Raw genomic sequence first — 25,236 nt, forward strand, 5'->3', positions numbered from 1 at the left:
TTCCTATTATATAGAGGGGTGCTGAAATAAAGGAATGAAGAAATGGAGGAACATATGGTTACTAAGTTAAAACAGACGGATAACTACTTCCCGCATTTCCTACTGCTATTCATCGTGTTTCAACCAATTTTAGATTTATTAACGTCTTTTTCAATCTATGTATTACACATGAGCGCAACAGTCGGAATCGTAGTCCGTTTCGCCTTTATGCTTCTTGCATTAGGTTATCTACTTCTTCATCATAAACAACAAGGCGCGAAAAAGTACATTCTCTATTTATGTTTACTCGGAATTGCACTGGCAATCGGTCTTGTAAATAATATGATGGTTAAATCTCCAGTTTCATTTGGAGAAGAAGTTAAATTTATTTTAAAGAGCATATATCCAATTGTGCTACTGTTTGGATATATTATCGTCTTTAAAGAGCTAAAAAATAAAGAATATGTGTTTCATAAAATCATTACATATTTCTTATATGCAACTTTAATTTTAAGCATCACAATGATTATCGCAATGCAAACTGGCACTGATTTCCCAAGCTATCCTCACTCAAAAATTGGCTCAAGAGGTTGGTTCTTTGCTGGAAATGATTTAAGTGCTCTCTTCGCGATTATGTTCCCAATCGTTGTCTTATATTCGATTTATAAAACAACTTCTTTCTCGAAAATATATTACTGGATTCCAACAATACTTGCGATGTATGCAAGTATTATGGTCGGAACAAAAGTTGGATATGGTGCAATTGTGCTAACATTAGGCGTAGCACTTTTCTTCTCGTTCATTGAATATATGATAAACCGTAAAAAAGAAAAAAAAGGATTCACATATCTTGTAAACACCATCGTTGCAGCAGTTGTACTAGGAGGTTTAATTGTTCTTACACCGCATACTCCTATCGCAAAAAATATGGGAATCCACATGCAAATATACGAATACAAAAAATCAGTACAAGAAGAACAGGATAAAAAAGAAGGAAAAGTAATTAAAGAAAATCCAGAGGATGCAAAAAAACACGCAAAAGGTGAACTAACAGACTCTGAAGTGAAGAGTTTAATTTATAGTGATCGGGACAAATTCTTAAAAGTATACAAACAATACTATAAAGAAGCACCATTATCCCAAAAACTATTCGGAATGGGCTACGCTGGTAACTATACAACGAAAGTGAAGCTAGTCGAAATGGATTTCCACGACCTATTCTTTGCATTCGGAATTGTCGGCTTCCTTATGTATTTACTGCCGCTTCTTTATTTCGGTATAAAAATATTCATTCGCTTGATCACAAACTTCAAGAAACTATTTAGCGTAAAACACATGCTACTAGCTAGCACACTCGTCCTATCGCTCGGTATTGGCTTTATGTCTGGACACGTATTAACAGCACCTGCTGTAAGTATATTCTTTACTGTCATACTCGCTTATATGGTTGTTGATTTGGAAATTGAATAACATTGAAATGCCATGCACCTATTTTAAGGGCATGGCATTTTTTATACTTACTATGTTTACTTCTTGCAACAATCAAACAGCATAAGTCTCCTGCTCGCAAATAACTGAATCATATAGAAAATCCCTTGTAGGAAATTTCCTACAAGGGATTTTCATCAATAACAGATATACTATTTATTATTATTTAGCAACTACAGCCGTTGATGCAGTTACGTTACCAAGTGATAACTTGTTACCTGCAGCATCTGTAATGTTGATTTCTGGGTTATATGCACCTTTTGGTACTACACTAATTGTTGCAGCTTGAGCAACGTTTAGATCTTTTTCAGTTGTTAAGTAAACAACGTTTTTCTCTTTTTCGCCGCCATGCTTAATACCTTTAACTGTTGCATTGTTGCCATTTACAACAACTTTTAAGTCATTGATAAATTGAGCGTCATCTGCAGGGAACTCTTTAATGTTTTCATCAAATGTAACTTTGATTGTATTTGAAACTTCAGCTTCATTTGTAGCTTTCACATAAACAGCGCTAGCTAATTTTGGAGCTGTGTTATCAGCGAAGTTGATTAATTTTTCAACTGGAGCTTTTGTTTGAGCGTTAGCTACTACTTTGCTTCCAGAAGAAGTTAATACGTTTGTGCTAATTGTAAATTTAGCATCTTGAGCTTTTGCGAAATAATTTTTAGGTAAAGAAATCTTAACGATTTGTTTGCTACCAACGAACTCTGCAGTTGTACCTGCTGGTAATGCTTTACCGTCAATTTTGTAGTTCTCTACATCTTTCGCGTTACCGCTCATGTCTTGACCGTAATTTACAGTGATTACATCGCCTTCGATTGAAATAATGTCAGCATTTTTTTCTACGACAGGTGTTACAATACCTGATGTAGAAACAGTTGTATTAAATGCAACGTTGCTATTTGTGTTTACAGAGTAAGAAGCTAAGTTCTCATCTTTTGCAAACTTAACAGCACCAGCTTTTACTTCTACTGTGTAAGGCTCATCTTTTGCTGCTGAAGCAAGCTTAATGTTTAATACATCGCCAACAGTTGTGATTTCAGATGTTACAACTACGCCATCTTTGTCACGTACTACGATTTGGTCTTTATTATTTACAACAATTTTACCGTTGAACTTAACTAGTAAGTTATTACCTTCAATTTTGTTTAAGCTATCAGTAGATACTTTTGGTGTAGCAGTATCTTCAGTTAAAGAAACACTCATATCAACTGGTTTACCAAGTAAGTTTACTGTATCTTTGAAGTTTTTAAGGTTAACACTTAAGTCAACGTTCTTCTCACCACTTGCATATAATGGATTACGAGCATCCTTTGCATCTTCTTTAATAGAAACGATGTATGAAGTTGCATCTTGTGGATCAATTGTAAATTGTACTACACCGTTACCACCTACAGTATCATATGCTGCTGTTGGGAATGTGTAGTTACCTTTCTTCACAGTTACTTCAGGGTGTTGGCTTAATGGCTCAGAGAATGTAACTTTGAAAGAACGGTTGTTAATAGCTTTAACTGATTTCACTTCTGGTGCTGTTGTATCAGAAGATACAGTGTATTTTGTTGTTAAGATTGAAGCTTTATTAGCATTTACGCGTAATGTATCTTCAGCATCGTATACAACTACTTCATGATCGCCTTTTGCGAAGATTCCCTTATCAGCAATTGTAGCAGTTGTTAAAGTGTATACACCTGGTGTTTTACTTGCAACTTTTACACCTTCGATTTTAACGCCGTCAATTTTAACGTCAGCAGTTTCTTTTACTGGTTTGTTGAATGTTAATTCAACTGCGTTACCAACAACGCGTGCACCTAATAATTCTGGAGCTTTTGAGTCAGAGAATGTTTTTTCTGTATCAAGATATTTTTCTACAGGTTTTAAGTCAGCACCTAATACGCCTGTAGTTGAGTGTACTGCATATTTGTCAGAGTTAGCAAATGCTTTGTCAGCTACTAATTTGAAAGTTACGCTCTTACCGTCTTTTGAAAGAACACCTTTTTTACCAGCTTCACCTTCAAAATCAACAGCTGTTAAATTAGATCCATTTTGTTTGAAAATGTAGTTAGCTTCGTTAACCGCAGTTTTTTCATTTACTGGGTTTGTGAATGTAACTTTAATTTCTTGAGCGTTGATTGCACTTACAGATTCAACTTTAGCTTCTGTTTTTACTTCTGGGTGATAGTTCATAGCATTGTAGATGAACTGTGCAGCTTGCTCACGAGTTACAACACCGTTTGGATTAAATTTACCTTCACCTTCACCAGCTACGATACCTAAGCTTGCAAGAGTTTCAATTGAAGATTTTGCAGTTGCCCAAGGTAAACCGTCGATGTCATTGAAAGATTTTTTGTTGTTTTCATCAGCTTTGAAACCGTATGCGTTAACAAGAAGCTGTGCCATTTGTGCACGAGTTAATTTCTCGTCTGGACCGAATTTATTGTCGCCTAAACCAGCCATGATTTTGTTAGCTTCAGCAGCTGCGATGAATTTAGCATAAATGCTGCTTTCTGGTACATCTGTGAATGGAGTTTTCGTTGAACCAGGTTCAATACCTTTTGCTTTTACCATGAAAGTAGCTACTTGAGCACGAGTTACATCGTCGCCAAATCCGAATAGGCCATCACCAATACCTACGATAATACCTTTTGCAGCCATAGAGTTGATCGCATCTGCAGACCAATGTCCTTTAGGAACATCTTTAAATGCACTCTCTTCTGCTGCTGTAGCAACTGGTGCTACTACTCCTGCTACCATTGCAGCTGTCATTGTACCAGCCATTAATTTGTTAAAAGACTTATTTTTTGCCATTGATTTATTTCCTCCTTGAGAAATATAATACTAGCTTTAGAAATATGTATTTGAAAAACTAGTGATTTACTAAATACATATATTAATTTACAAACACTTTTTGAAGAATAGTAATTTATCAGCCATAATAAATACTATCTTTTTCCAAAAAGTTAAACCATGTATATAATACGTCATAATTCTTTTTTTTAAAAGAATTATTTATCGCATAATTCGACAAATTTATAATGTTTGTCGAATTATATATTTATCAACTTTTCTAATGTGTAAACGTATATACATCGTTTTTATTTAATATACAAATAGCATTATAGCACATAATATAAATGAAATGACAATTTATACTTTTTAAAATTATCGACAACCTTCGACAATAATGCGCTTTATTTTTATTATTTTGTCGAATTATTTGTTATTAATTTCTATAAAGTGGTATTATATTCATATAAATATTATTATATGGCATTTTTTATTTGTTCTTTATTAGTGTTTTACGTACTCTACATTTTCTTTTACAACATACGCTTCATTTACAGCAGGATCATCAGAAATGATTTTAACCCATGCTTGTCCATTTATCATTTCTTCGCCTGTAATCGTAACAACTTTATTTGCCGCTAAGTTATACAGTCTTTCATTCGACGTACGAGGATCTTTTTTCGCTTCCACCTTATTCGTTACACGAGCAAGTTTATATTTGTTGTACTCTTTTTTACCTAAGTACGAATCAAAACGGAACATATGCCCTGCTACTTTTTTACCCCAGTTTGCATCAGATGCATATTTCATATTTAAACCGCTAGCTTTATCACCTGTATATGTTGCAGTATAACGCCAATGACCTGGATTTAAATATCCTTCATTCATATATACTTTTGCCGCATGTTCAATACAATCTTCTTTTGAATTAAATGTTAAACCGTTACCAAACGGACTATTATCTGTTGCATTTAAGCCAAATAAATTATTTTTTTCTCGTGCAAGCCTACTTGTCCCAAAATCACTCTCATGAGCTGCTAATGAATATAGGAATAATGCATTTACATTATACTTGCTTTCTACTTCTTTAAATTTCGCACCTAAACCGATTAATGGAGAATCTGCTTTAACTGATTTTATATAACTATCTAACTGTTCTGCCGTGTACTCTGTTTTCGTACGTAATGATACGTAATTAAAATATTGGTAAAACGTTTCATTTCCGAATGTTTTTCCATCTACACTATACATTGATTGTCCCTGCTTCATGAACGAAGGGGCTGCACCAAATCTATATTCTGTATATCCAGGTGAACTTGTATTATACGTGAAATATCTGTGATATAAATATCCATCTGATTTTACGTAATAAGATGACTTTTTCATTTCATTTTCAGGAATTAACGTGACTTCATTTTTCTTTACATAACCTGTTAAATCAGAGAGTTGTACTTTCACACGATCTTCTCCAACTTCTAACACTTTAAATTCCGTTCCATACTGAATGTACGTATATACTGTTTGTAAATTATCACCGTACACATTAATTGTATCTCCAGAAATTTGCTTCGCACTTGCAAAGCCATCTTTAATCCATACGTATTCATTTTCATACTTCACTGCATTGATGCCTTTATTTTGCGCAGCTGTAACAGCTTCTTTGTATGTAGTGTAACGCTCTACTATTTTCCCTGCGTCATTTAACAATACATAATTCTTTGTTTCTACAGGCGTTTCTCCTCCGCTGTTACCAATTTTATCAAGCATTAAGTTCAGCATCGCTGAAGCCATACCTCTTGTCGCTGATAAATGCGGTCTAAACGTATTATCTTCTGGATAACCTTTAATAATCCCCGTAGCTACCATAACTTGTACATGTTCTTTATAGTTAATACGATTCGTATCAGCAAATGTAAGCGGACTTACAGTTACGTTAACCTTTTTATAATCTAGCGCCTGTTTTACCATTACGGCCATTTCTTCACGTGTAATCACATCATTTGGTGCAAAAGTCTCAGGACTACGCCCTTTAATAATTCCCGCTCCGAATGCTCTACTTACGCCGTCATATAAGCCATATGATTTTGGCACATCATTAAAATTTGAATCTGCTTGCGGAAGTTGCAGGGCTTTTGCTACTAATGTAGCAAACTCTGCTCTCGTTATCTCTTTGTCAGGTAAATATACATTATTTCCATACCCTGACATGATTCCTTTATTAATAAGAGTACGCATATGCTGCTCAAATAGATGACCTGTAATATCATCACTCGCTGCATAACTTGAAATAGGCGTTAAAAGGAATGCCCCCGTTAATGCAACTGCTGTAATACCTTTTGAAAATTTTTTCACGGTTATGTAATCCTCCTCGTAATCTACGAATTTATCATTCCAACATCGATTATATACTAATTATATAAACATGATAAACAAAAATTAGCATACAACCTTTTTAAAATAAGTATTTTGTTATATCGAAATATTATATATCCTACTAATCTTCCTATAGACTCCATTCCTTTTACAACCGCGAAATCCTTTATGATATAATGACGTAGTTATTTCTGTTTATATAGAAATAACTACAAAGATATTACATACTACGGAGGATCATTATGCCTAGATTATATGCATTTGCATTTAAATCACTGCAAATATTAACATTGTTATTTTTTGTAATGACTCTTATATACTCATTGCAATTTTTAATAACTGAACCGAAGTACGATCATCCCTATTTCCTTATAGTGGCACTTATAGTCATTCTAATCGGGATCATATTCATGTCTATCATCGTGAATCGGTTTTTCACTCAAACACAATTTATCATATTTATTTGTCTACTAGCATTCACACTTCGTCTTACATGGGTGTTAACAGTTCAAACAAATGTCGTACAAGATTTCGCACAAATGTATAACGGCGCCGTTGATGCTGCAAATAACAATTTCTCATTCGCGGACAAAGCATATTTTACTACTTGGGTATATCAATTAGGCTTTACAATGTACCAAGCTGGTGTGATCAAATTGTTTGGCGAAGGTGTACTAGCAATTAAATTATTAAACATACTATACTGCACTGGTATTACGTACTTTATATATCGCATAGCTACACATCTATTTAACGAATTTAGCGGTAGAGTTGCCGCGCTTATTTTCGCAACGTACATTCCTAACATTATGATGACTTCTGTACTAACAAATCAGCATCTCGCAACATTTCTATTCTACGGTGGTTTTTATCTTCTCGTAAAAAAAGGAATCTCGCATTCATATACGTGGATATTTGTTAGTATTCTTATTGCATTTGGCGATATTATGAGACCAATTGGTATTGTTATTTTACTAGCTCTCATTCTTTTCTTACTTATCACTCATATAATTGGTGATAAGAAACTGAATAAAAAAATGGTTGTATCAAAGCTCATTGGTATGATTGGCATTTATTATATCGTGCATTTCATCTTTAGCTATTCATTAATTGCTACAGGGGTTACACAATATCCATTATCCAGTCGAGACCCTTATTGGAAATTTGTAGTTGGATTCAACCCTGAAACAACAGGTGGATTTTCTTTCCCTGACCATAAACTTGTTTTTCAATATCCAATTGGCGAGGAACGTTTCGAAATTGAAAAACAGCTCATTAAAGAAAGAACTTCTGATAAAGGACAACTATTATTGTTATTCAAAGATAAATTTAAAATTATGTGGGGAGATTATGACGCAGCCATTTATTGGGGATTAGAAGGACATCCAAAACCCGAATTATCAAAATTACTGTGGACGTTAGAAAAATTATGTTACGTAAGCATTTGCATATTCGCTTGCATAGCTTCTATCAAAACGATAAAAGAACAACGAAATAAAACGTTACTGTTCTTCTCATTATTAATTTTAGGTTACGCAGGCGTGCACTTCTTCATTGAAATTCAATCGCGCTATCGCTACTTTATCATCCCGACGTTTATGATCATACAAGGTTACGGTGTCTATCTCGTTACACAATATATAAAAGAAAGATTCAGGGCGTAAATAAATACACTAACAAAAAACACTCTACTTTTTCTGTAGAGTGTTTTTTTCTATATGATAAATAATTTTCTTAGCCGCTTGTTCTCCTTGCAGTTGCAGCTCATCTACTCTTCTTTGCAGAGATTGCTGTATCTCTTCATGTTGCATCACTTGCCTCTTCGCAATTTTATATAGATCTTCTGCACTCCAGTCTCCATCCACACTTCCTATAACCGGTTGATTCACTTGTCTTAAAAATGAATCGATTTTTGGATCGTATGAAATTCCAACCATCGGTGTTTTCGCGACAGCCGAAAAAATAAGGGCGTGAAGACGCATACCAATTAAAAGAGAACACTCTGATAAAATAGATATTTTTTCATCAATATCCATTTTATATGGAAGCATATACGTCTCTTCTCCCATTAAATCCACTACATCACGCGAAGCATTTTGATCAAACGGACCATGCATCGGGACGAATAAAATTTGGTATCCTTCTTGCTTTAATTTTTTTAAAGCTATCGCTAACTTTTTTATATAATCTTCTTTTGCATTCCAGTGACGCACACTCACTGCAATTATTTTCCCATGCAAAGAATGTTTTTGTAGCCAATCTGATTGTTTTTTTCGTTTCCATGTTAAAACTGGATCTGGAACAAGTTCAATATCCCTTTTCATGCCAAGTTCCTTTAAGTATAAAAATGAATCCTCATCTCGAACTGATATATATGTCGCTTTCGACAAATGCCATTTCACTAATAGTCGATTATGCCTTTTTGTAATCGGACCTATTCCTTGTGAATAAATGTAATACGGTTTTTTTAACATACGAGCAAACCCCATAATACCCGTATAATATAAAATACTTTTTACACTCGTTTTATCTTGGAGGAGGCTCCCTCCGCCACTAATAAGTCCGTCACTTTTTTTTATTGCATCATAAACCGATTTGATACTCCAACGATCCACCGCTTCTACTCCGTACATTTTCCTTGTATAGTCAGGGTCATTTGACAGCACAACGAGTTCAATATTCGGATTCTCTTTATGTAACGATTCAATAATCGATTGTAGAATAGCTTCGTCTCCAACGTTATAAAAACCATAATATCCTGATAAAACTAACCGCACTCTTAATCTCCTCCAACATTTGGTAACCAACCATTTCATCCATTATTGGCACCAACTCCTTACCTAAAAAAGCATCATCACAATAAGCCCGTCCGAATTCCAATCCTTACATTTCGTAGTTCTATATTTATTTTTTCAAAAATGGTATTTGTTTTTTTGATATCCAGTTTAATTTCAAAGCACATACCGCATACAAAATGATTGCAATAGCAAGTGCTACGCCACTATATAATAACGCAATAATTCTTGAAGATGTAACATCTATTATAGTAGATAGTTCATATAGTCCGAATCCTAAAATACAAGATACACCTATTACAATAAAAAATCTTCCTATGTGAACAGAATAGGAAAGATATTTTCGAATGTACAGATGATTTACGATACAGATTAACACATATATAATCAATGTACTATACGCCGCTCCATCTATACCAAACTTTTTTGTTAATACTATGTTTAATAAACATTTCACAAAACTTGCACCGATAACAATCCACGCAGCTTGGGCAGAGCGGTTAATTCCTTGTAAAACTCCTATTGATAATACCATAACCGATGTGAAATACGAACTACCAATCATAACAGCTAACATACTGCTTCCTTTCGCATCTGTAAACAATCCCACATTTAACGGAACCGCTAATGCAATTAACCAGATTGTTAATGGGGCTGTTAGCACATGCATAAGTGAGTTCGTATTTTGGACTGTCATTTTTGCTAAATTCATATCTTTTTTTGCTAGTGCAGACGTTAATAATGGTATTAATGGAAATACAATTGCGCTTGCGAAAACAACAATTAATTGTGTAAATGCAGAACCGCGGCTATATATACCAAATTGCGATTGAATTTCGGCTGACGATCCTTGCAGCACGTGCGGTACTGTTAGCGAATCCACCAAATTTAAAAGCGGCATGGATAAAGCTCCAATAGCAATCGGAATAGATACTTGCAATATTTTCTTTCCATCTTTTTTCAAATCTTGTAGTGAATACGAGTTGCTCTTATATCGGTATGAACTTTTATTGTACGTCATACGTAAATATATAAGTGAACTTATTACCCCAAGAAAAGATCCAACCATGGCCCCACTAGTAATGATAGTACTACTTTCATTCCAATATACTAATATATAAGCGATGATTAACATAAAAAATACTCGTACAAATTGCTCAATGACTTGTGATATCCCTGTCGGCTTCATATCACCGAATCCTTGAAAATACCCTCGATAAACTGCCATATATGGTGCAACGAGTAAAGCCAATGACGTAACCAGTAAGGGCACCCTCGTTTCTTGTCCACCAAGCATACTTGCAATTTCAGTAGAAAATAACACGATCACTAGACATCCAAATGTTCCAAATACCATCCCTATAATTGATGCCGATTTAAATAATTTCGCAATTTCTTTCTGCTTATTTTTTTCATTCAACTCTGCAATCAATTTTGAAATTGCCAATGGGACACCAGCTACTGATAAGGTAAGGGCAATCATATATACAGGAAATACAAGGCGAAAAATACCAAGCACTTCATCTCCTGCAATATTTTGTAACGGAATTTGAAAAAAACTACCAAGCAATTTCGACAAAAAAGTTGTAATTGTTAAAATTGCTGCACCTTTTACAAACTTCTTATTCATGTACCTTCTCTTTTCTTTTATACATATATTCTTAAGCGTATTGTTTTGAATTATAGAGACCATATTCTATCTCATTAAATCATCATACCAAATTTCTTATATATTGAATACTTTCTTTTTTACAACAAAACAAAAGTATCCTTACTCACATAACTCTTTTACACACATCCCCTACCACTTTCCATTTCTACTTTTTTCTAGTATAACTATGCTATAATGTATCTATTGTCAGTAAGAGGAGTGTTACAAGAATGCTGAATTCGGTCAAGAAACTATTGGGAGATTCACAAAAAAGAAAGATTAAAAATTATGAACAAATTGTGAATGATATTAATCAATTAGAATCTGTAATGGAAACATTATCAGATGATGAATTACGTCAAAAAACTGTCACTTTCCAGCATATGTTACAAAATGGAAAAACAGTTGAAGATATAAAGGTAGAAGCATTTGCTGTCGTTCGAGAGGCTGCAAAACGAGTACTTGGCCTTCGTCACTACGATGTACAGTTAATCGGTGGTCTTGTATTGCTAGAAGGAAATATTGCTGAAATGCCTACAGGAGAAGGAAAAACTCTCGTTTCTTCTTTACCTACTTACGTACGTGCTCTCGAAAAAAAAGGCGTTCACGTTATTACAGTAAATGATTATTTAGCAAAGCGTGATAAGGAATTAATTGGACGAGTTCATGAGTTTCTTGGATTAACAGTTGGATTAAATATGTCACAAATGAAATCTATCGATAAAAAACGCGCTTATGAAGCTGATATTACATACGGAATCGGTACTGAGTTTGGTTTCGATTATCTTCGTGATAATATGGCATCATCTAAAGCCGAACAAGTACAGCGCCCATTTCACTTTGCAATTATTGATGAGATTGATAGCGTTTTAATTGACGAGGCTAAAACCCCGCTTATTATCGCTGGGAAAAAATCAAGCAGCTCCGATTTCCATCATTTATGTGCAAAGGTAATGAAAACGTTCCAAGACACTTTGCATTACACTTACGATGCGGAAACAAAAGCATGTAACTTTACAGAAGATGGAATTACAAAAATTGAAGATTTATTTGATATTGATAACTTATATGATCTAGAGCATCAAACTTTATATCATTATATGATTCAAGCATTACGCGCACATGTAGCTTTCCAACTAGACGTCGATTATATTGTCGAAGACGAAAAAATTATGCTTGTTGATATTTTCACAGGACGTATTATGGATGGCCGCTCTTTAAGCGATGGGTTGCATCAAGCACTGGAGGCAAAAGAAGGTTTACCGATTACAGACGAGAATCAAACACAAGCATCTATTACTATTCAAAACTTCTTCCGTATGTATCCAGCTTTATCCGGTATGACAGGTACTGCAAAAACAGAGGAGAAAGAATTTAACCGCGTATACAATATGGAAGTTATTTCAATTCCAACGAATCGTCCTATACTTCGTGAAGATAAAAAAGACGTCGTATATGTAACAGCCGACGCAAAATATAAAGCTGTCTGTGCAGAAGTAATGAATATACATAAGAAAGAACGCCCTATTTTAATTGGTACGATGTCCATCCTTCAATCAGAAGCAGTTGCACGTTACTTGGATGAAGCAAATTTGCCTTATCAACTATTAAATGCAAAAAGTGCTGAGCAAGAAGCTGATTTAATTGCCCTAGCCGGAAAAAAAGGGAAAATTACAATTGCTACAAATATGGCAGGACGTGGAACAGACATTTTATTAGAAAAAGGTGTGCATGAACTTGGCGGTTTACATGTAATCGGAACAGAAAGACACGAATCTCGCCGCGTTGATAATCAGTTAAAAGGGCGAGCTGGCCGACAAGGCGATCCCGGAAGTTCCCAATTCTTCCTTTCATTAGAAGATGAAATGATACAACGCTACGCAGGTGAAGATGTCGAGAAGTTAAAAAAGTCACTTAAAATTGATGAGAACGGTTTAATTCTAAACAATAAAATTTATGATTTAATAAACCGTACACAATTAATTTGTGAAGGCAGTCATTTTTCAATGCGTGAATACAACTTGAAATTAGATGATGTCATAAACGACCAACGAAATGTAGTTTACAAACTTCGTAATAACCTTTTAAACGAAGAAGTAAATATGATAGAGATTGTCATTCCAATGATCAAAAATACACTAACTGTAATTGCTAAAGATCATTTATTAGAAGGAATGCTTCCTGAAGAGTGGGATTTCACTAGACTAGTAGAAGATTTAAAAGCAGTTTTATCTACCGAAGAAATTCCAGCATTATCTGCTAATAACGTTCATTCTGCTGAGGACTTACAAGAGCTATTAAAAGATACTCTTACAAGTTATATAGAGCGTGTTAACGCTTTAGAAAGTGATGCAGATGCACAACAAGTATTACGTCAAATTAGCCTTCACTTCCTTGATTCTGGTTGGACAAGCCATTTAAGTGCAATGCAGCACTTAAAAGAAGGTATTGGCTTAAGACAATACCAACAAGAAGATCCGGCGCGCCTTTATCAAAAAGAAGGTTTTGAAATCTTTTTACACACATTTAGCCATTTTGAAAAAGAGGTTGCTTTATATTTAGCAAGATATATAACTGTCCCACAAAATATATAATGAGGTGAATTACATGCTATCATTTTTAAAAAAGGCAAGAAAAAAAGGTAGAGACTCTGTAATTTCGAGTTCTCAATTATTAGGAACCGAAGAAAATAGCAATAATACAAAAAACGTAAAACCGAACTTATACTTCCATCCTTCTTGGAATGAAGTTTCACAAGAACAAAAGTATATTTATCAATTTTTACATAAATCTTTGCCTACCTTACAAGAAAACCAAATTTCGCTAGCCGGAATTGAAAGTAAAAAACATGAAAATGCTTATTATATTACTACATTCATTCGTAGTAGTGTAAAGCATCCAATTCAATTTGAAACTCTTACTCTATCTTTATTAAATAAAAATGGAGAAACATGCGCACGCCAAACATTTGATTTATCACACTTAGAAGGAATCCCATCAAATGTAAATATGCCTTGGACTTTCGTCTTTGAAGAAAATTCAATTACAGAAGCAACGCTATCAAATGAAGATTGGCAACTAGTATTTGAATTACAAGGAAAACATTCATTAGATTTAGATCCTATATGGCAAGAAAAGCTACCTGAAAGTGCAATAATGAAATTACAAGAAATTATTGCTAACCTAGATCCACCTGAAGAAGATGAAATCAACCTCCGAGGGCTAAACGCTGTTGTAGAAGAAAACGGAGATTTGAATGCAACTATTTTAATTCGTAATGGCTATAACAAAAATATAACCCTTGAGCAACTTCCATTGCATATTTCAGATCGCTCTGAATCTACTGTTGCGGAAAGAATATTTGTATTAAAAGATTTTCAAATTAAGGCCAATTCTACAAAACCTTGGACCTTTACATTCCCTGCTGACTCAGTATCAAAAGAGCCAATCGATTTATCTAAATGGAAAGCGTTTATCCCGCAATAACCTTCATTACTCGCTAATCGAGTAATCAAAAACACGTCGTATCCGTTTATGAATACGACGTGTTTTCTTATGTAAAAATTCAACTACAAACGTTCAATATGATACGCTGCTTCCAACTTACAAAAATCATTTATATTGTGTACTTCGTGATCTTTTAAAATTTTTAATTGCTCTTCAGTCGGCTCTTCATTAACAAGCTCGTTAATTTTTTCGTTCACTTTTACTGCTAACGCTTGATGGAAATCTGGATGTTCTTTCAACTTGTCATCTACTTTATTAATCCAAGTTGATTTTGTATATAAATATTGTTTCCACTGTTCAACAAATTGTTGTATGTCAAACTTTTCTTCGTTCCATTCAATTTCCTTCATATACTTCTCAAAAGAAGCAACGATTGAACGTGTAATCCCGACTTTTACTCCATGTGGTAACTGTTTGTACATCAAATATTCCCTCCAGCTTAAAGCGATTTCTTTTTATCGAAAAGAAATCTTAAAATTCTTACACTTATTACAATAGCATACTGCTAATCTAAAATGTTACTATACTGCTAAGATTAATAAATGTCAATAATCGCGAAATATTGCGATATAAGGATATTACCCCCCCCTCATATGAGGGCATTTCCTTACATAACATCAGCTTCTACAAACAGTAATTTATCTTTCTGTTCTTTACTCGCCATCGTTACTAACGTCTTTTCAATATGAGCAGGCACTTGCTCTAGCGTCACACTCAATCCTGATTTATCCGACTGCTCAATGAAATTCAATAACGCCATAGCTCCTGACACATCCATATAGTGTGCCTCTTTCATACGTAAAACAACCGGAGATTTTACGTCTTGTAAAGCATAAAAAACACGATCCACTGTTAAAAACGAAAGTGGGCCCTTAATTTTATATGTTGCTTCCTTTTCTTTTACAATAGAAGCTTTACGTTCTTTACATTTCACCATGTATATAATGAATGAAAGAATAATACCGAACGCAACCGCGATCATTAAATCAAACTTCACTGTGACAATCATCGTTACGAGCATAACAACGACATCACCCTTTGGCGCTACATGCATTTTCTTCATGCTTTCCCAATCAAACATGCCAATACCAGTTAAAATTAAAATACCTGACAATACAGCAAGCGGAATGTATTGCACGACTGATCCAAGTCCCATAATGAAAATAAATAATATAACACTATGCATACTTGCTGAAAGCGCCGTTTTACCGCCACTTCTTATATTAACGATAGATCGTACAGTCGCACCTGCCCCTGCTAATCCGCCAAACAATCCGCTCATCATATTACCGATACCTTGTCCGACAAGTTCTTTATTACTTTTATGACGTGTCCCCGTCACGTTATCCATTACGACCGATGTTAACAATGAGTCAATCGATCCTAATAAAGCAATACTAAGCGCTGGTAAAACAAGTTCTGCTACGCCTGTTCCACTTAAAGATGGAATATGAAGCGTTGGCATCGCTTCTGGAATCGTCCCAATCTTTTCAATCACCATATTTAATGACAAATTTCCAATAACCGGTAACCTCACTGTAAGCCCTTCTAACGCAGAAGAAAATAAAGGAAGCATAGCTGTCACACCTACTAATGCGACTAAACTAGATGGGATTGCCTTAATCCACTTTCCGGAAACAATCATTACAATAATCGTTAATACGACGAGTAGAAAACTATTTTGCACATGTTTCATTTCACCTAAAATAATAATTAATGCGATACCGTTCATAAATCCTGAAACGACAGGATACGGAATGTAACGAACGTACGAGCCAAGCTTACATACACCGAATAAAATTTGAAATAGTCCCGCCATCATAAATGCTATAAAACTCGCCTCTAATCCGTGCGTCGCAATAACCCCCGTTGCGATAACCGTAATTGGTCCAGTTGGCCCTGTAACCTGCCCAGGTGTACCACCAAATAACGCCGCAAATAAACCTGCAAAAATTGCACCATACAATCCGACTAGTGCTCCCTCAGACGTTCCCGTTGCAGCAATACCAAATGCAATGGCAAGTGGCAACGCAACAATTGCAACAGTAAAACCCGCTAAACATTCCTTTGCTATTTTTTGAAACATATAATAACCACCTTCATATAAAGTCCATTTTCCATTGTACACCTAAATAGATACATTCGTTAGTCCACTTTTTACAGTATCGTGACGGAAACGCATTCAATTACAAGTACCTATCGCATCTTTGGAAACCATTATAACTATGTTATAATGAACAAATTAAATCTTTTATTATATATTTGGAGGCACTATGCTAACTTTTGAAGAAAAATTATCGATTATTGAATCTTTCCCTGAATTAGAAAGAAAAAACGTATCATTAAAACGTGTGAACTTTCACTTTGAAGAAAGTCGTTTAGATAAAAAGAACGTTGTTTATCACTTACATCCAAATGGAAACGGATTTGTATATGCATGTGGTATTAAAGGTTACAAAACGGATGATAAAGGTATGGTTAACATCCGCGAATTTTCAGCAGATGAATTACGCTCAGTAATCGAGCAATCAATTGAATTACTTTCACAAGAAGAAGTAGTAATTCCTGCAGAACCTGCGAAAGAAGAAGAATGGCAGAACGAAGACGGTCATATCCTTACTCTTATCTCAGAGGACGATATGTGGAACGTGTACGCTGGTGTAAATTTAGACGGTACATTTAACTCTTATCCAGAAGCTGCGGAATACCTTGATGAAGAAGGGTTTTCACGTAAATAAAAATAGAAAGTGGGCATCCCCCACTTTCTATTTTTTTGCCCCTTTTAAAGACTCTCTAAGCACAAACTTCTGTAATTTCCCACTCGCATTACGAGGCAGTTCATCCACAAATAAATAATGACGTGGACGTTTATAATCCGCTAATTCATCACTTTCTTTACAATACGTTTCTAAATCAGCCTCTGTAATTGTTTCATCTTTCTTTACAACAACTGCCACAACACGTTCTCCCCATAATTCATCTGGCTCACCAAGCACCGCAACATCTAATATACCAGGATGACTATGGAGAAAATCTTCAATTTCACGTGGATAAATATTAACGCCACCACTAATCACCATATCATCCACGCGATCTGCGACGAATAAATAGCCGTCTTTATCGAAGTAACCTAAATCACCAGAGTGATACCACCCTTTATACATCGATTTTGCATTTGCCTCTTCTCGGTTATGATAACCAGCCATCATAGTTGGACCGCGCAAAATAATCTCTCCTACTTCATAAGGAGGCAATACATCATCTGGTTCTGCCGGTGCATCTTCGTTTGGTTTTACAATTCGAATTTCATGACTAAAGCACGGTGTTCCTGCTGAACCTGCTTTCGTAATTTGATCCTCTTCTACGAGAAATGCAACAACAGGTCCCATTTCTGTCATTCCATAAATTTGTACAAGATCAATATAAAGACGTTCTTTACATTCCTTCACTAATGCTGGTGCCATTGCAGCCCCGCCGTATATACCGATCTTCATTGACGTTAAATCATACTGCGTTAAATCCTTTTGCAACAGCATATTCCACATCGTCGGCGCTGCAAAAAACGTCGTAATCTTCTCTTCTTGAATTGTATGTAATACTGTTTCTGTGTCAAAATGATGTAAAATAACATTCTTTCCACCAACTTGAATGCGCGGTATAATTCCAGCATTCAACTCACCGCAATGATATAACGGCGCTACAACAAGCCCAATACTATCTCGATTATATTTTAGGAAATACGTACAAATCATACTATGCTCAGCCATTTCGCGATGACGATGTAATACACCTTTCGGATGACCTGTCGTACCGCTTGTATACAGCATCGAACAATAATCCATTTCATTAATTTCGATATCTATTTTCTTAGAAGATGCTGCGTTCACTTTTTCATGGTAAGAACTTGCATAAGAAGGTGTATCGTCTTCTACATACCAAAAAGACGAATTTGGAAAATCTCGTTCAATGATAGCGACAGTTGGCTCAACTGCTTTTTCAAAAACAACGACTTTCGAGGATGCATCCTGAAGAATATAAGATACTTCTTTTGCTTTTAAGCGGAAATTAATTGGGTTAAAGATCGCTCCAATTTTTGCACAGGCTAAGTAAACGTTTACAAATTCACGGCAATTATATAAGTACACAGATACCGTATCGCCCTTTCTTACCCCTTCTTCTAATAAAGCATGCGCCGTTTTATTTATTTGCTCATCCCACTGTTTATACGTCCAGCGAATATTTTTTTCTGGTTCCACTAACGCCTCTTTATTCGGATACTTACCAACAGATAAATCAAATATTCTCCCTATCGTCATGTACATGCCAACAATTTCCCCCTTTTCTCTTTCATAAATCTATCATTTCGTCCATAAGTAGACATTGTCCTTTAATGATTCGTCTAATTTTTCTGATTATTATCGACATAGTTTTACAAACAGTTCCGCTTTTGGGGGTAAGTGAAATTATATCGGCGATTTTCCGGATATATCGGCGCAACTTGAATTATATCGGCGTTTTTCGAAATATATCGGCGCAACTTGAATTATATCGGCGTTTTTTCGAATATATCGACTTACCGACAAAAACTGACAAGATAAAAAAGAAGCTGTCCCGACTCGGAACAGCTCCTTTCTTCTTATGCAAATAGCTCTTCTAAAATTTTCAGTTTGTCTTCTGTATATTTTACGAAGCCATCGTTATATGATTTTGGATCTTTCGGATTAGCAAAGTGCGTAATTGCACCTGTCTTCGGGTGAACAAATTTACTTGATGCCCCGCAGCCAAGTCCGATAATCGATTGTACTTCTTCCATAATGACAATGTTGTAAATACTTTCTTGCGTCGGCATTGCATAACCAACGTTCTCTAAGTTACCTAAAATATTCTTTTGACGGTATAGGTAATATGGTACGTAATTATGCTTTTGCGTCCACTCTTCTGCTTCGTGCATCATCGCTGTAATTTCTTCGCGACCTGCTACTTTATATTTACGTTTGTTTTGCGTCATTTCGGAAGCACGTTTAAATGATAACGTATGAACTGTTAATGATTCTGGCATTAACTTTTCTGTTTCATCTAGCGTATGCTTGAAAATATCTAACCCTTCACCAGGAAGACCAATAATTAAATCCATATTAATATTATTCATTCCCATTTCACGAGCTAAATGATACTTCTCAATTGTTTCTTCTACAGTATGATGACGTCCAATTGCTTTTAATGTTTCTTGATGGTATGACTGCGGATTAATACTAATACGGTCAATGTTCCATTTATTTAACACTTCTAGCTTCGCTGGCGTAATTGTATCTGGGCGACCTGCCTCAACTGTTACTTCACGCACATTTTTCACATCTGGGAACGCTTCATACATTTCTTCATACAGCATATCCATCTCTTCTGCTGTAATACTTGTCGGTGTACCGCCGCCGTAATAAATCGTCGTAACTTTTACACCTTTTTCTTTTAAAAACTTACCAATTTCACGAACTTCATAATGTAAACCACCTAAGAATGAATCAACAGAGCCTTGACGTCCGTTAATTGCATACGCCGGGAATGTACAATATGCACATTTTGTTGGGCAGAATGGGATACCGATATAAATACTTACTTCCTCTTTCAAACGATATAAATCCGGAACTACCGCTAATTGGCAATCAACGATACGTTGAAGAAGTTCAATTTTCTCTTCATGAATTAAATAACTTTCACGAAGTTCTTGGTGTGCTTCTTCTTTTGACATACCGTTTTGAAGCATTTTATGAAGAAGTTTCGTTGGACGAACTCCAGTTAAAATACCCCAGCTTTGTTCAATACCAGTTAACTGCTGAAGAACAGAAAGATATACATAAGAAACAACGTGCTTCACTTGCTTCATACGCTCTTTTTCATCTGTAAAAGCAGATAAATCTTTTGCGAATGTTTCTTCATACACATTTCCAGTCGCAACATCTGTTAAACGAGCTGATGCTTTCACATTCTCTTCAATGTGTATATCAACGATAAGATTTGCTTCCTCTTGTTCAAATCCAATCGTACTATCTTCAAAAAATAAGCCGCCAATATTTTGTAGCGGACGTAAAAAACGATCATCTTGTAACGTTTTAATTGAAATTAACACCATTATCACCTTTTCATTTGCAAACTCTCTTTAGTTTACTTGAAGGGCGTTTGCAGGTCAATACAGAAGGTTTTACCTTATCTTCTTTCGGTATATCCTTAACCTATACATAAAAAAATGAAAAACAAAAAACGTAGCCAAAAGCTACGTTTTTCCTTTATCGTTTCGGTGTATTTTTATGATTCTTCAAAAACGGAAGCGGGAATTGCTTGCGGAAATGCTCTTTAATCATATACTCTACGCCGTTCTCACTATTTGAACGTGTAATCCAGTCGGCCGCTTGTTTTACCTCTACAGGCGCGTTCCCCATCGCTACCCCGAGACCCACATTTTCAATAACCTCTAAATCTTCCATGCTATCTCCAATGGCAACCATTTCGTTTAACGAAATATTTAAATGCTCTCCAAGCAATTGTAATCCACGTAATTTTGATACATTTTGTGGCAAAATTTCTATTCGTTTTGAATCACATTCAATATACTCTATATCTTGAAACGCTTTTCTTAATGTATTCAGTCCTCTTTCTTTTTCACCTTTCGTTTGGAAAAGAACATCAATTTTTGGCGCCGCGACTGGATGATCACGAAGCGCATCACCTAACGAATCTACAAATTGAACTGGATAAAATAACGGATCCGCACTCGATAGCACAGTACGCGCAATTAAGTTTGGTGTATTTCTCTCACGATTTCCGATTGAAAACCGTTCATGAGAAATGCGGACGTTACAGTCAAAATGCTCCAATACTTGCACAATGTTAAATGTCTTCTCTTCCGATAATCTTCTTTGAACGTACGGCTTATCTAAAGTTGCTGAAACGAAAGCACCGCCATGTGTCACTAATATAGAATCTAATTTTAACGCCTTTGCTACTTTATGAGCGGACTGAAAATTCCGGCTCGTAAATAATGTAACGTATACGTCTTTTCTTTTTACAAATTCAATTGTTTCTCTTAATCCTTTTGCAATTTTTCCGTTGTTGTATAGTAGTGTCCCATCTATGTTAAGAGCTAGTAAGCGATAAATCATGTCGCACTCCCCCTCTTCGCTGTTGTACTCTATCCATAATTTATGAAATAAATGTAGCAAATAGAACGAGTTAGAATTTCTACTGAAAATTTGGTTTACTATATACATATACACTCAGTAAAGGAGATAGTACAATGCAGGCACCACCTTCCTTTTATGAAGGCGATACGTTAGAAGTCGCAAAAAAATTACTCGGACAGAAACTTGTTCATATTGTAGATGGAATAAAGCGAAGTGGAATCATTGTTGAAGTAGAAGCATACAAAGGTCCGGGTGATAAGGCCGCACATAGTTACGGCGGCAGACGGACGGATCGTACGGAAGTCATGTTTGGTGCGCCAGGACATGCTTACGTATATTTAATTTACGGTATGTACCATTGTTTTAACGTCATTACAGCACCAGTAGGCACCCCGCAAGGTGTTCTCATTCGAGCCCTTGAGCCGGTAGATGGAATAGAAGAAATAAAACTAGCGCGCTACAACAAAACAGACATTACAAAGGCACAGTATAAAAACTTAACGAACGGACCTGGAAAATTATGTCGTGCCCTTGGAATCACTTTAGAAGAACGAGGCGTATCATTACAAAGTGACACATTGCATATTGAACTCGTCCCAGAAGAAGAACACATATCATCACAATATAAAATAACAGCAGGACCTCGTATTAATATCGACTATGCAGAAGAAGCTGTACATTATCCGTGGCGTTTTTATTATGAGGGGCATCCGTTTGTTTCAAAGAAATGAACGATATCAACGATTTTTCGAATATATCTATCGTAACTTACAATATATCAACGATTCGACAAGGAATAACATTACAAATAAAAGAAGACTGTTCCAAAATGGAACAGTCTCTCCCTTTTTACTCTGCACCTTCCGCAGTCGCAATATTATCCTCTAAGTTTTCTCTAGATAATTCAGCTGCCATAAAGTCAGCTGTTTCTGGAAGTGCTAAATGCATATGAGCTTTTTGACAAATTTGGATCGTACAGTTTTCAACAACATAGTCGAAAACATGTCCGCCTCCGCTTCTTTCATCGTCAATATAATGTAAGTGGAATCCAGCTACACCAATACCTTGCGCATAATCTGGCGTCCAAAATCCAGCAAGCGTACCTTCTGTATTTTCAAATGAGAAGATTGGTTGTGATTTCGTCACTTCAACGAGTGGTGTATACGGTTTTTCTTGTCTTGGAACAGTTCTCGTTCTTACTTCACGGAACGTACCATCCATTCGAATACCATAAAATAGGTTTTTACTCGGCATTAATTCATGTAATAATGCTTCCACTTCTTCACGATTCATCGGATGCTCCACTGTATAACTCATTTCTTTCTCAAAAAACGTTACAGTCGCAAACGGTGTTGTTTCTTCTGGCTCTACTTTTTCTGCTGAACCGTCTGAACGTAAATGATAAAATTCATTATCAAACGCGATCATTTCACCATCTAATTGATCAAATGTGCCGATACCGAAATCACCACGTTCTTTTAGTTCCTCAAAGCTAATCACACCATCATATATACCATCTAATAGCGCAAGCATTGTAGATGTTTGATATACTTCATTACTCGTTTTCGTTTTTTTTGCATCAATATCAATTAATTGCGCAACAGTCATCTCAAATCTGCCTCCATTAGTTTAATTGGTTTGGTAATAATTTTTCGCTTAATTTAATGTTGTCACGATAGTCAATTGGAATATCAATAATGACAGGACCATCTGCTGCTAATGCTTCTTTTAATACCCCTTCTAATTCATCAGGCGTGTTAACACGAAGACCTAACGCCCCGAAACTTTCCGCATATTTCACAAGATCAACATCCCCAAACTCTGTAGCTGATGTTCTGCCGTATTTCATCATTTGTTGGAATGCAACCATATCATATGTGCCGTCTCTCCAAACGAGATGGACGATTGGAGAATTTAAGCGTACCGCCGTTTCTAACTCCATCGCTGAGAATAAGAAACCACCGTCACCTGATACGGAAACTACTTTTTTACCTGGTTCTACTAAAGTAGCTGCGATTGCCCAAGGGAGTGCAACACCTAACGTTTGCATACCGTTACTAAATAATAATCTACGTGGTTCATAAGAACGGAAACATCTCGCCATCCAAATAGAATGGGAACCGATGTCACATGTAACAGTTGTATCGTCACTAATTAAAGAACGAAGTGTACGAATCACTTGAAGTGGATGCGTAACACCTTCTGAAGGACGATTTGGAACTTCTGCTTGTTCTGATAATTTCGCACGTAATCGTTCTAATACTGCTTCTGATTTCGTACTTAACACAAGTTTCGGTAATTTTTCTGCGATACTATTTACTGTTAAGGCAATATCACCAATTAATTCACGCTCTGGTTGGTAATCATGATCGATATCTGCTTGATGGTCATCAAGATGAATAATTGTTCTGTCCCCAAGTTTATTCCAGAATTTCGGATCATACTCAATTGGGTCATAACCGATAGAAATAACAAGGTCCGCTTCTTCTAGTAAAATATCACCTGGTTGGTTACGGAATAATCCAACGCGGCCGAAGAAATGATCTTCTAATTCACGTGAAATCGCACCAGCTGCTTGATATGTTTCAACGACAGGAAGTTCTGTATCCGCAATTAATTCACGAACAGCTTTCGTCACTTCATTTGTGCTTGCTCTCATACCGAGTAAAATAACCGGCAATTTCGCTGCTTTTATTTTTTCTACTACGTATGTAATATCATGTGTGGGAGCGATTCCAAGCTGTGGCTTAGAAAGCGCACCGATAGACTCTACAGTCGTTTCCGCAGTCATAACGTCTTGCGGAAGACTTACTAAAGTAGCGCCTGGATTTGTGGAAGTCGCACTTCGAAATGCATTTGATAATGCTTCTGGCACATTATCAGGATGCTCTACTTCTACGCTATATTTTGTGATTGGTTCGAATAGTGCAGCATTATCCATAGATTGGTGCGTACGTTTTAATCGATCTGTACGCGGAACTGCACCAGCTAAAGCAACAACGGGATCACTCTCCGCATTCGCAGTAACAAGACCTGTCGCTAAATTTGATGTCCCTGGTCCTGAAGTTACAAGACATACGCCCGGTTTTCCTGTTAATCTACCAATCGCAGCTGCCATAAATGCTGCATTTTGTTCATGACGACAAACAATTAACTCTGGTCCTCTTTCTTGCAGTACATCAAATACAGAGTCAATCTTCGCTCCTGGAATACCGAAAACATGTGTAACACCTTGTTTAATTAAACAATCAACAACAAGATCTGCTCCTTTTGTTTTTGTCTTCACGTCGTTTGCTTTTACACCTGTACTCAAACTAACCATTCCTTTGTTTCATAATTTGTGTAATAAAGATTTTAAACTTCACCTGGTTAATTAACGTGGTGAAGTATTATTTATCATTATATTACAAATGCATTATTTTTCCAACGATATGAATTTGACAGTTTTATGACACTCATTAAGGAATGCGCTTACAACCCTTTA

Annotated in this window: 17 protein-coding genes; 6 read left to right on the plus strand and 11 right to left on the minus strand. The window is 35.8% G+C overall.

Annotation, left to right across the window (positions count from 1 at the left end):
- Window positions 1–54: 54 nt before the first annotated feature.
- The gene (locus tag PDQ33_RS07085; protein ID WP_061131405.1) at window positions 55–1,449 is read left to right on the plus strand and encodes an O-antigen ligase family protein; all 1,395 of its coding nucleotides are present in this window, start codon (window positions 55–57) and stop codon (window positions 1,447–1,449) included.
- Between the two features lie 180 nt (window positions 1,450–1,629).
- Here the strand turns inward: PDQ33_RS07085 and PDQ33_RS07090 are convergent, their stop codons facing one another.
- The gene (locus PDQ33_RS07090; RefSeq protein ID WP_270755207.1) at window positions 1,630–4,272 is read right to left on the minus strand and encodes an S-layer homology domain-containing protein; all 2,643 of its coding nucleotides are present in this window, start codon (window positions 4,270–4,272) and stop codon (window positions 1,630–1,632) included.
- Between the two features lie 483 nt (window positions 4,273–4,755).
- Window positions 4,756–6,603, minus strand: a complete 1,848-nt coding sequence (locus PDQ33_RS07095; RefSeq protein WP_016716596.1) for an S-layer homology domain-containing protein — start codon at window positions 6,601–6,603, stop codon at window positions 4,756–4,758.
- Between the two features lie 263 nt (window positions 6,604–6,866).
- Here PDQ33_RS07095 and PDQ33_RS07100 point away from each other — a divergent pair, with 263 nt between their 5' ends.
- Window positions 6,867–8,288, plus strand: coding sequence for a glycosyltransferase family 39 protein (locus tag PDQ33_RS07100; protein ID WP_270755209.1), 1,422 nt, complete (start codon window positions 6,867–6,869; stop codon window positions 8,286–8,288).
- A gap of 24 nt (window positions 8,289–8,312) precedes the next feature.
- On the opposite strand, the gene csaB is transcribed toward PDQ33_RS07100, so the two are convergent.
- Window positions 8,313–9,401 carry a polysaccharide pyruvyl transferase CsaB gene (csaB, locus tag PDQ33_RS07105; protein ID WP_062822271.1) on the minus strand — a complete coding sequence of 363 codons (1,089 nt, stop codon included), beginning with the start codon at window positions 9,399–9,401 and terminating at the stop codon, window positions 8,313–8,315.
- Window positions 9,402–9,528: 127 nt separating this feature from the next.
- Window positions 9,529–11,049, minus strand: coding sequence for a putative polysaccharide biosynthesis protein (locus tag PDQ33_RS07110; protein WP_016716593.1), 1,521 nt, complete (start codon window positions 11,047–11,049; stop codon window positions 9,529–9,531).
- Window positions 11,050–11,300: 251 nt separating this feature from the next.
- Here PDQ33_RS07110 and secA2 point away from each other — a divergent pair, with 251 nt between their 5' ends.
- Together secA2 and PDQ33_RS07120 are read left to right on the plus strand one after the other, a co-directional pair.
- Window positions 11,301–13,664, plus strand: a complete 2,364-nt coding sequence (gene secA2, locus PDQ33_RS07115; protein WP_016716592.1) for an accessory Sec system translocase SecA2 — start codon at window positions 11,301–11,303, stop codon at window positions 13,662–13,664.
- Window positions 13,665–13,677: 13 nt separating this feature from the next.
- Window positions 13,678–14,556, plus strand: coding sequence for an accessory Sec system S-layer assembly protein (locus PDQ33_RS07120; protein ID WP_016716591.1), 879 nt, complete (start codon window positions 13,678–13,680; stop codon window positions 14,554–14,556).
- An 83-nt stretch (window positions 14,557–14,639) separates the two neighbouring features.
- Here the strand turns inward: PDQ33_RS07120 and PDQ33_RS07125 are convergent, their stop codons facing one another.
- Window positions 14,640–14,999 (minus strand): hypothetical protein, encoded by a 360-nt coding sequence (locus PDQ33_RS07125; RefSeq protein WP_061131401.1) that lies wholly within the window; start codon window positions 14,997–14,999, stop codon window positions 14,640–14,642.
- Window positions 15,000–15,184: 185 nt separating this feature from the next.
- A complete protein-coding gene (locus tag PDQ33_RS07130) occupies window positions 15,185–16,663 on the minus strand; it encodes a SulP family inorganic anion transporter (protein ID WP_071741499.1) in 1,479 nt (492 codons plus the stop codon).
- A 187-nt stretch (window positions 16,664–16,850) separates the two neighbouring features.
- On the opposite strand from PDQ33_RS07130, the gene PDQ33_RS07135 reads away from it, so the two are divergent.
- Window positions 16,851–17,315: a hypothetical protein gene (locus tag PDQ33_RS07135; RefSeq protein ID WP_270755215.1), complete on the plus strand. Its 465-nt coding sequence runs from the start codon at window positions 16,851–16,853 to the stop codon at window positions 17,313–17,315.
- A gap of 27 nt (window positions 17,316–17,342) precedes the next feature.
- On the opposite strand, the gene PDQ33_RS07140 is transcribed toward PDQ33_RS07135, so the two are convergent.
- From PDQ33_RS07140 to PDQ33_RS07150, 3 genes are all read right to left on the minus strand, one after another.
- Window positions 17,343–18,899 (minus strand): fatty acid--CoA ligase, encoded by a 1,557-nt coding sequence (locus PDQ33_RS07140; protein ID WP_061131398.1) that lies wholly within the window; start codon window positions 18,897–18,899, stop codon window positions 17,343–17,345.
- 314 nt (window positions 18,900–19,213) lie between these two features.
- Window positions 19,214–20,704 carry a coproporphyrinogen III oxidase gene (locus tag PDQ33_RS07145; RefSeq protein WP_163072651.1) on the minus strand — a complete coding sequence of 497 codons (1,491 nt, stop codon included), beginning with the start codon at window positions 20,702–20,704 and terminating at the stop codon, window positions 19,214–19,216.
- A 154-nt stretch (window positions 20,705–20,858) separates the two neighbouring features.
- Window positions 20,859–21,731 (minus strand): Cof-type HAD-IIB family hydrolase, encoded by an 873-nt coding sequence (locus PDQ33_RS07150; protein ID WP_000640425.1) that lies wholly within the window; start codon window positions 21,729–21,731, stop codon window positions 20,859–20,861.
- 134 nt (window positions 21,732–21,865) lie between these two features.
- Here PDQ33_RS07150 and PDQ33_RS07155 point away from each other — a divergent pair, with 134 nt between their 5' ends.
- Window positions 21,866–22,483, plus strand: coding sequence for a DNA-3-methyladenine glycosylase (locus tag PDQ33_RS07155; protein ID WP_001148802.1), 618 nt, complete (start codon window positions 21,866–21,868; stop codon window positions 22,481–22,483).
- A gap of 118 nt (window positions 22,484–22,601) precedes the next feature.
- Here PDQ33_RS07155 and alsD read toward each other — a convergent pair whose 3' ends face one another.
- Window positions 22,602–23,360 carry an alpha-acetolactate decarboxylase gene (gene alsD / locus PDQ33_RS07160; RefSeq protein WP_000215032.1) on the minus strand — a complete coding sequence of 253 codons (759 nt, stop codon included), beginning with the start codon at window positions 23,358–23,360 and terminating at the stop codon, window positions 22,602–22,604.
- Window positions 23,361–23,376: 16 nt separating this feature from the next.
- Complete coding sequence (alsS, locus tag PDQ33_RS07165) at window positions 23,377–25,065, minus strand: acetolactate synthase AlsS (protein WP_000103515.1); 1,689 nt, start codon at window positions 25,063–25,065, stop codon at window positions 23,377–23,379.
- Between the last annotated feature and the right edge of the window lie 171 nt (window positions 25,066–25,236).

The sequence above is a fragment of the Bacillus cereus group sp. Bc031 genome, from assembly GCF_027716265.1.
GTDB classification, from domain to species: Bacteria; Bacillota; Bacilli; order Bacillales; family Bacillaceae_G; genus Bacillus_A; species Bacillus_A paranthracis.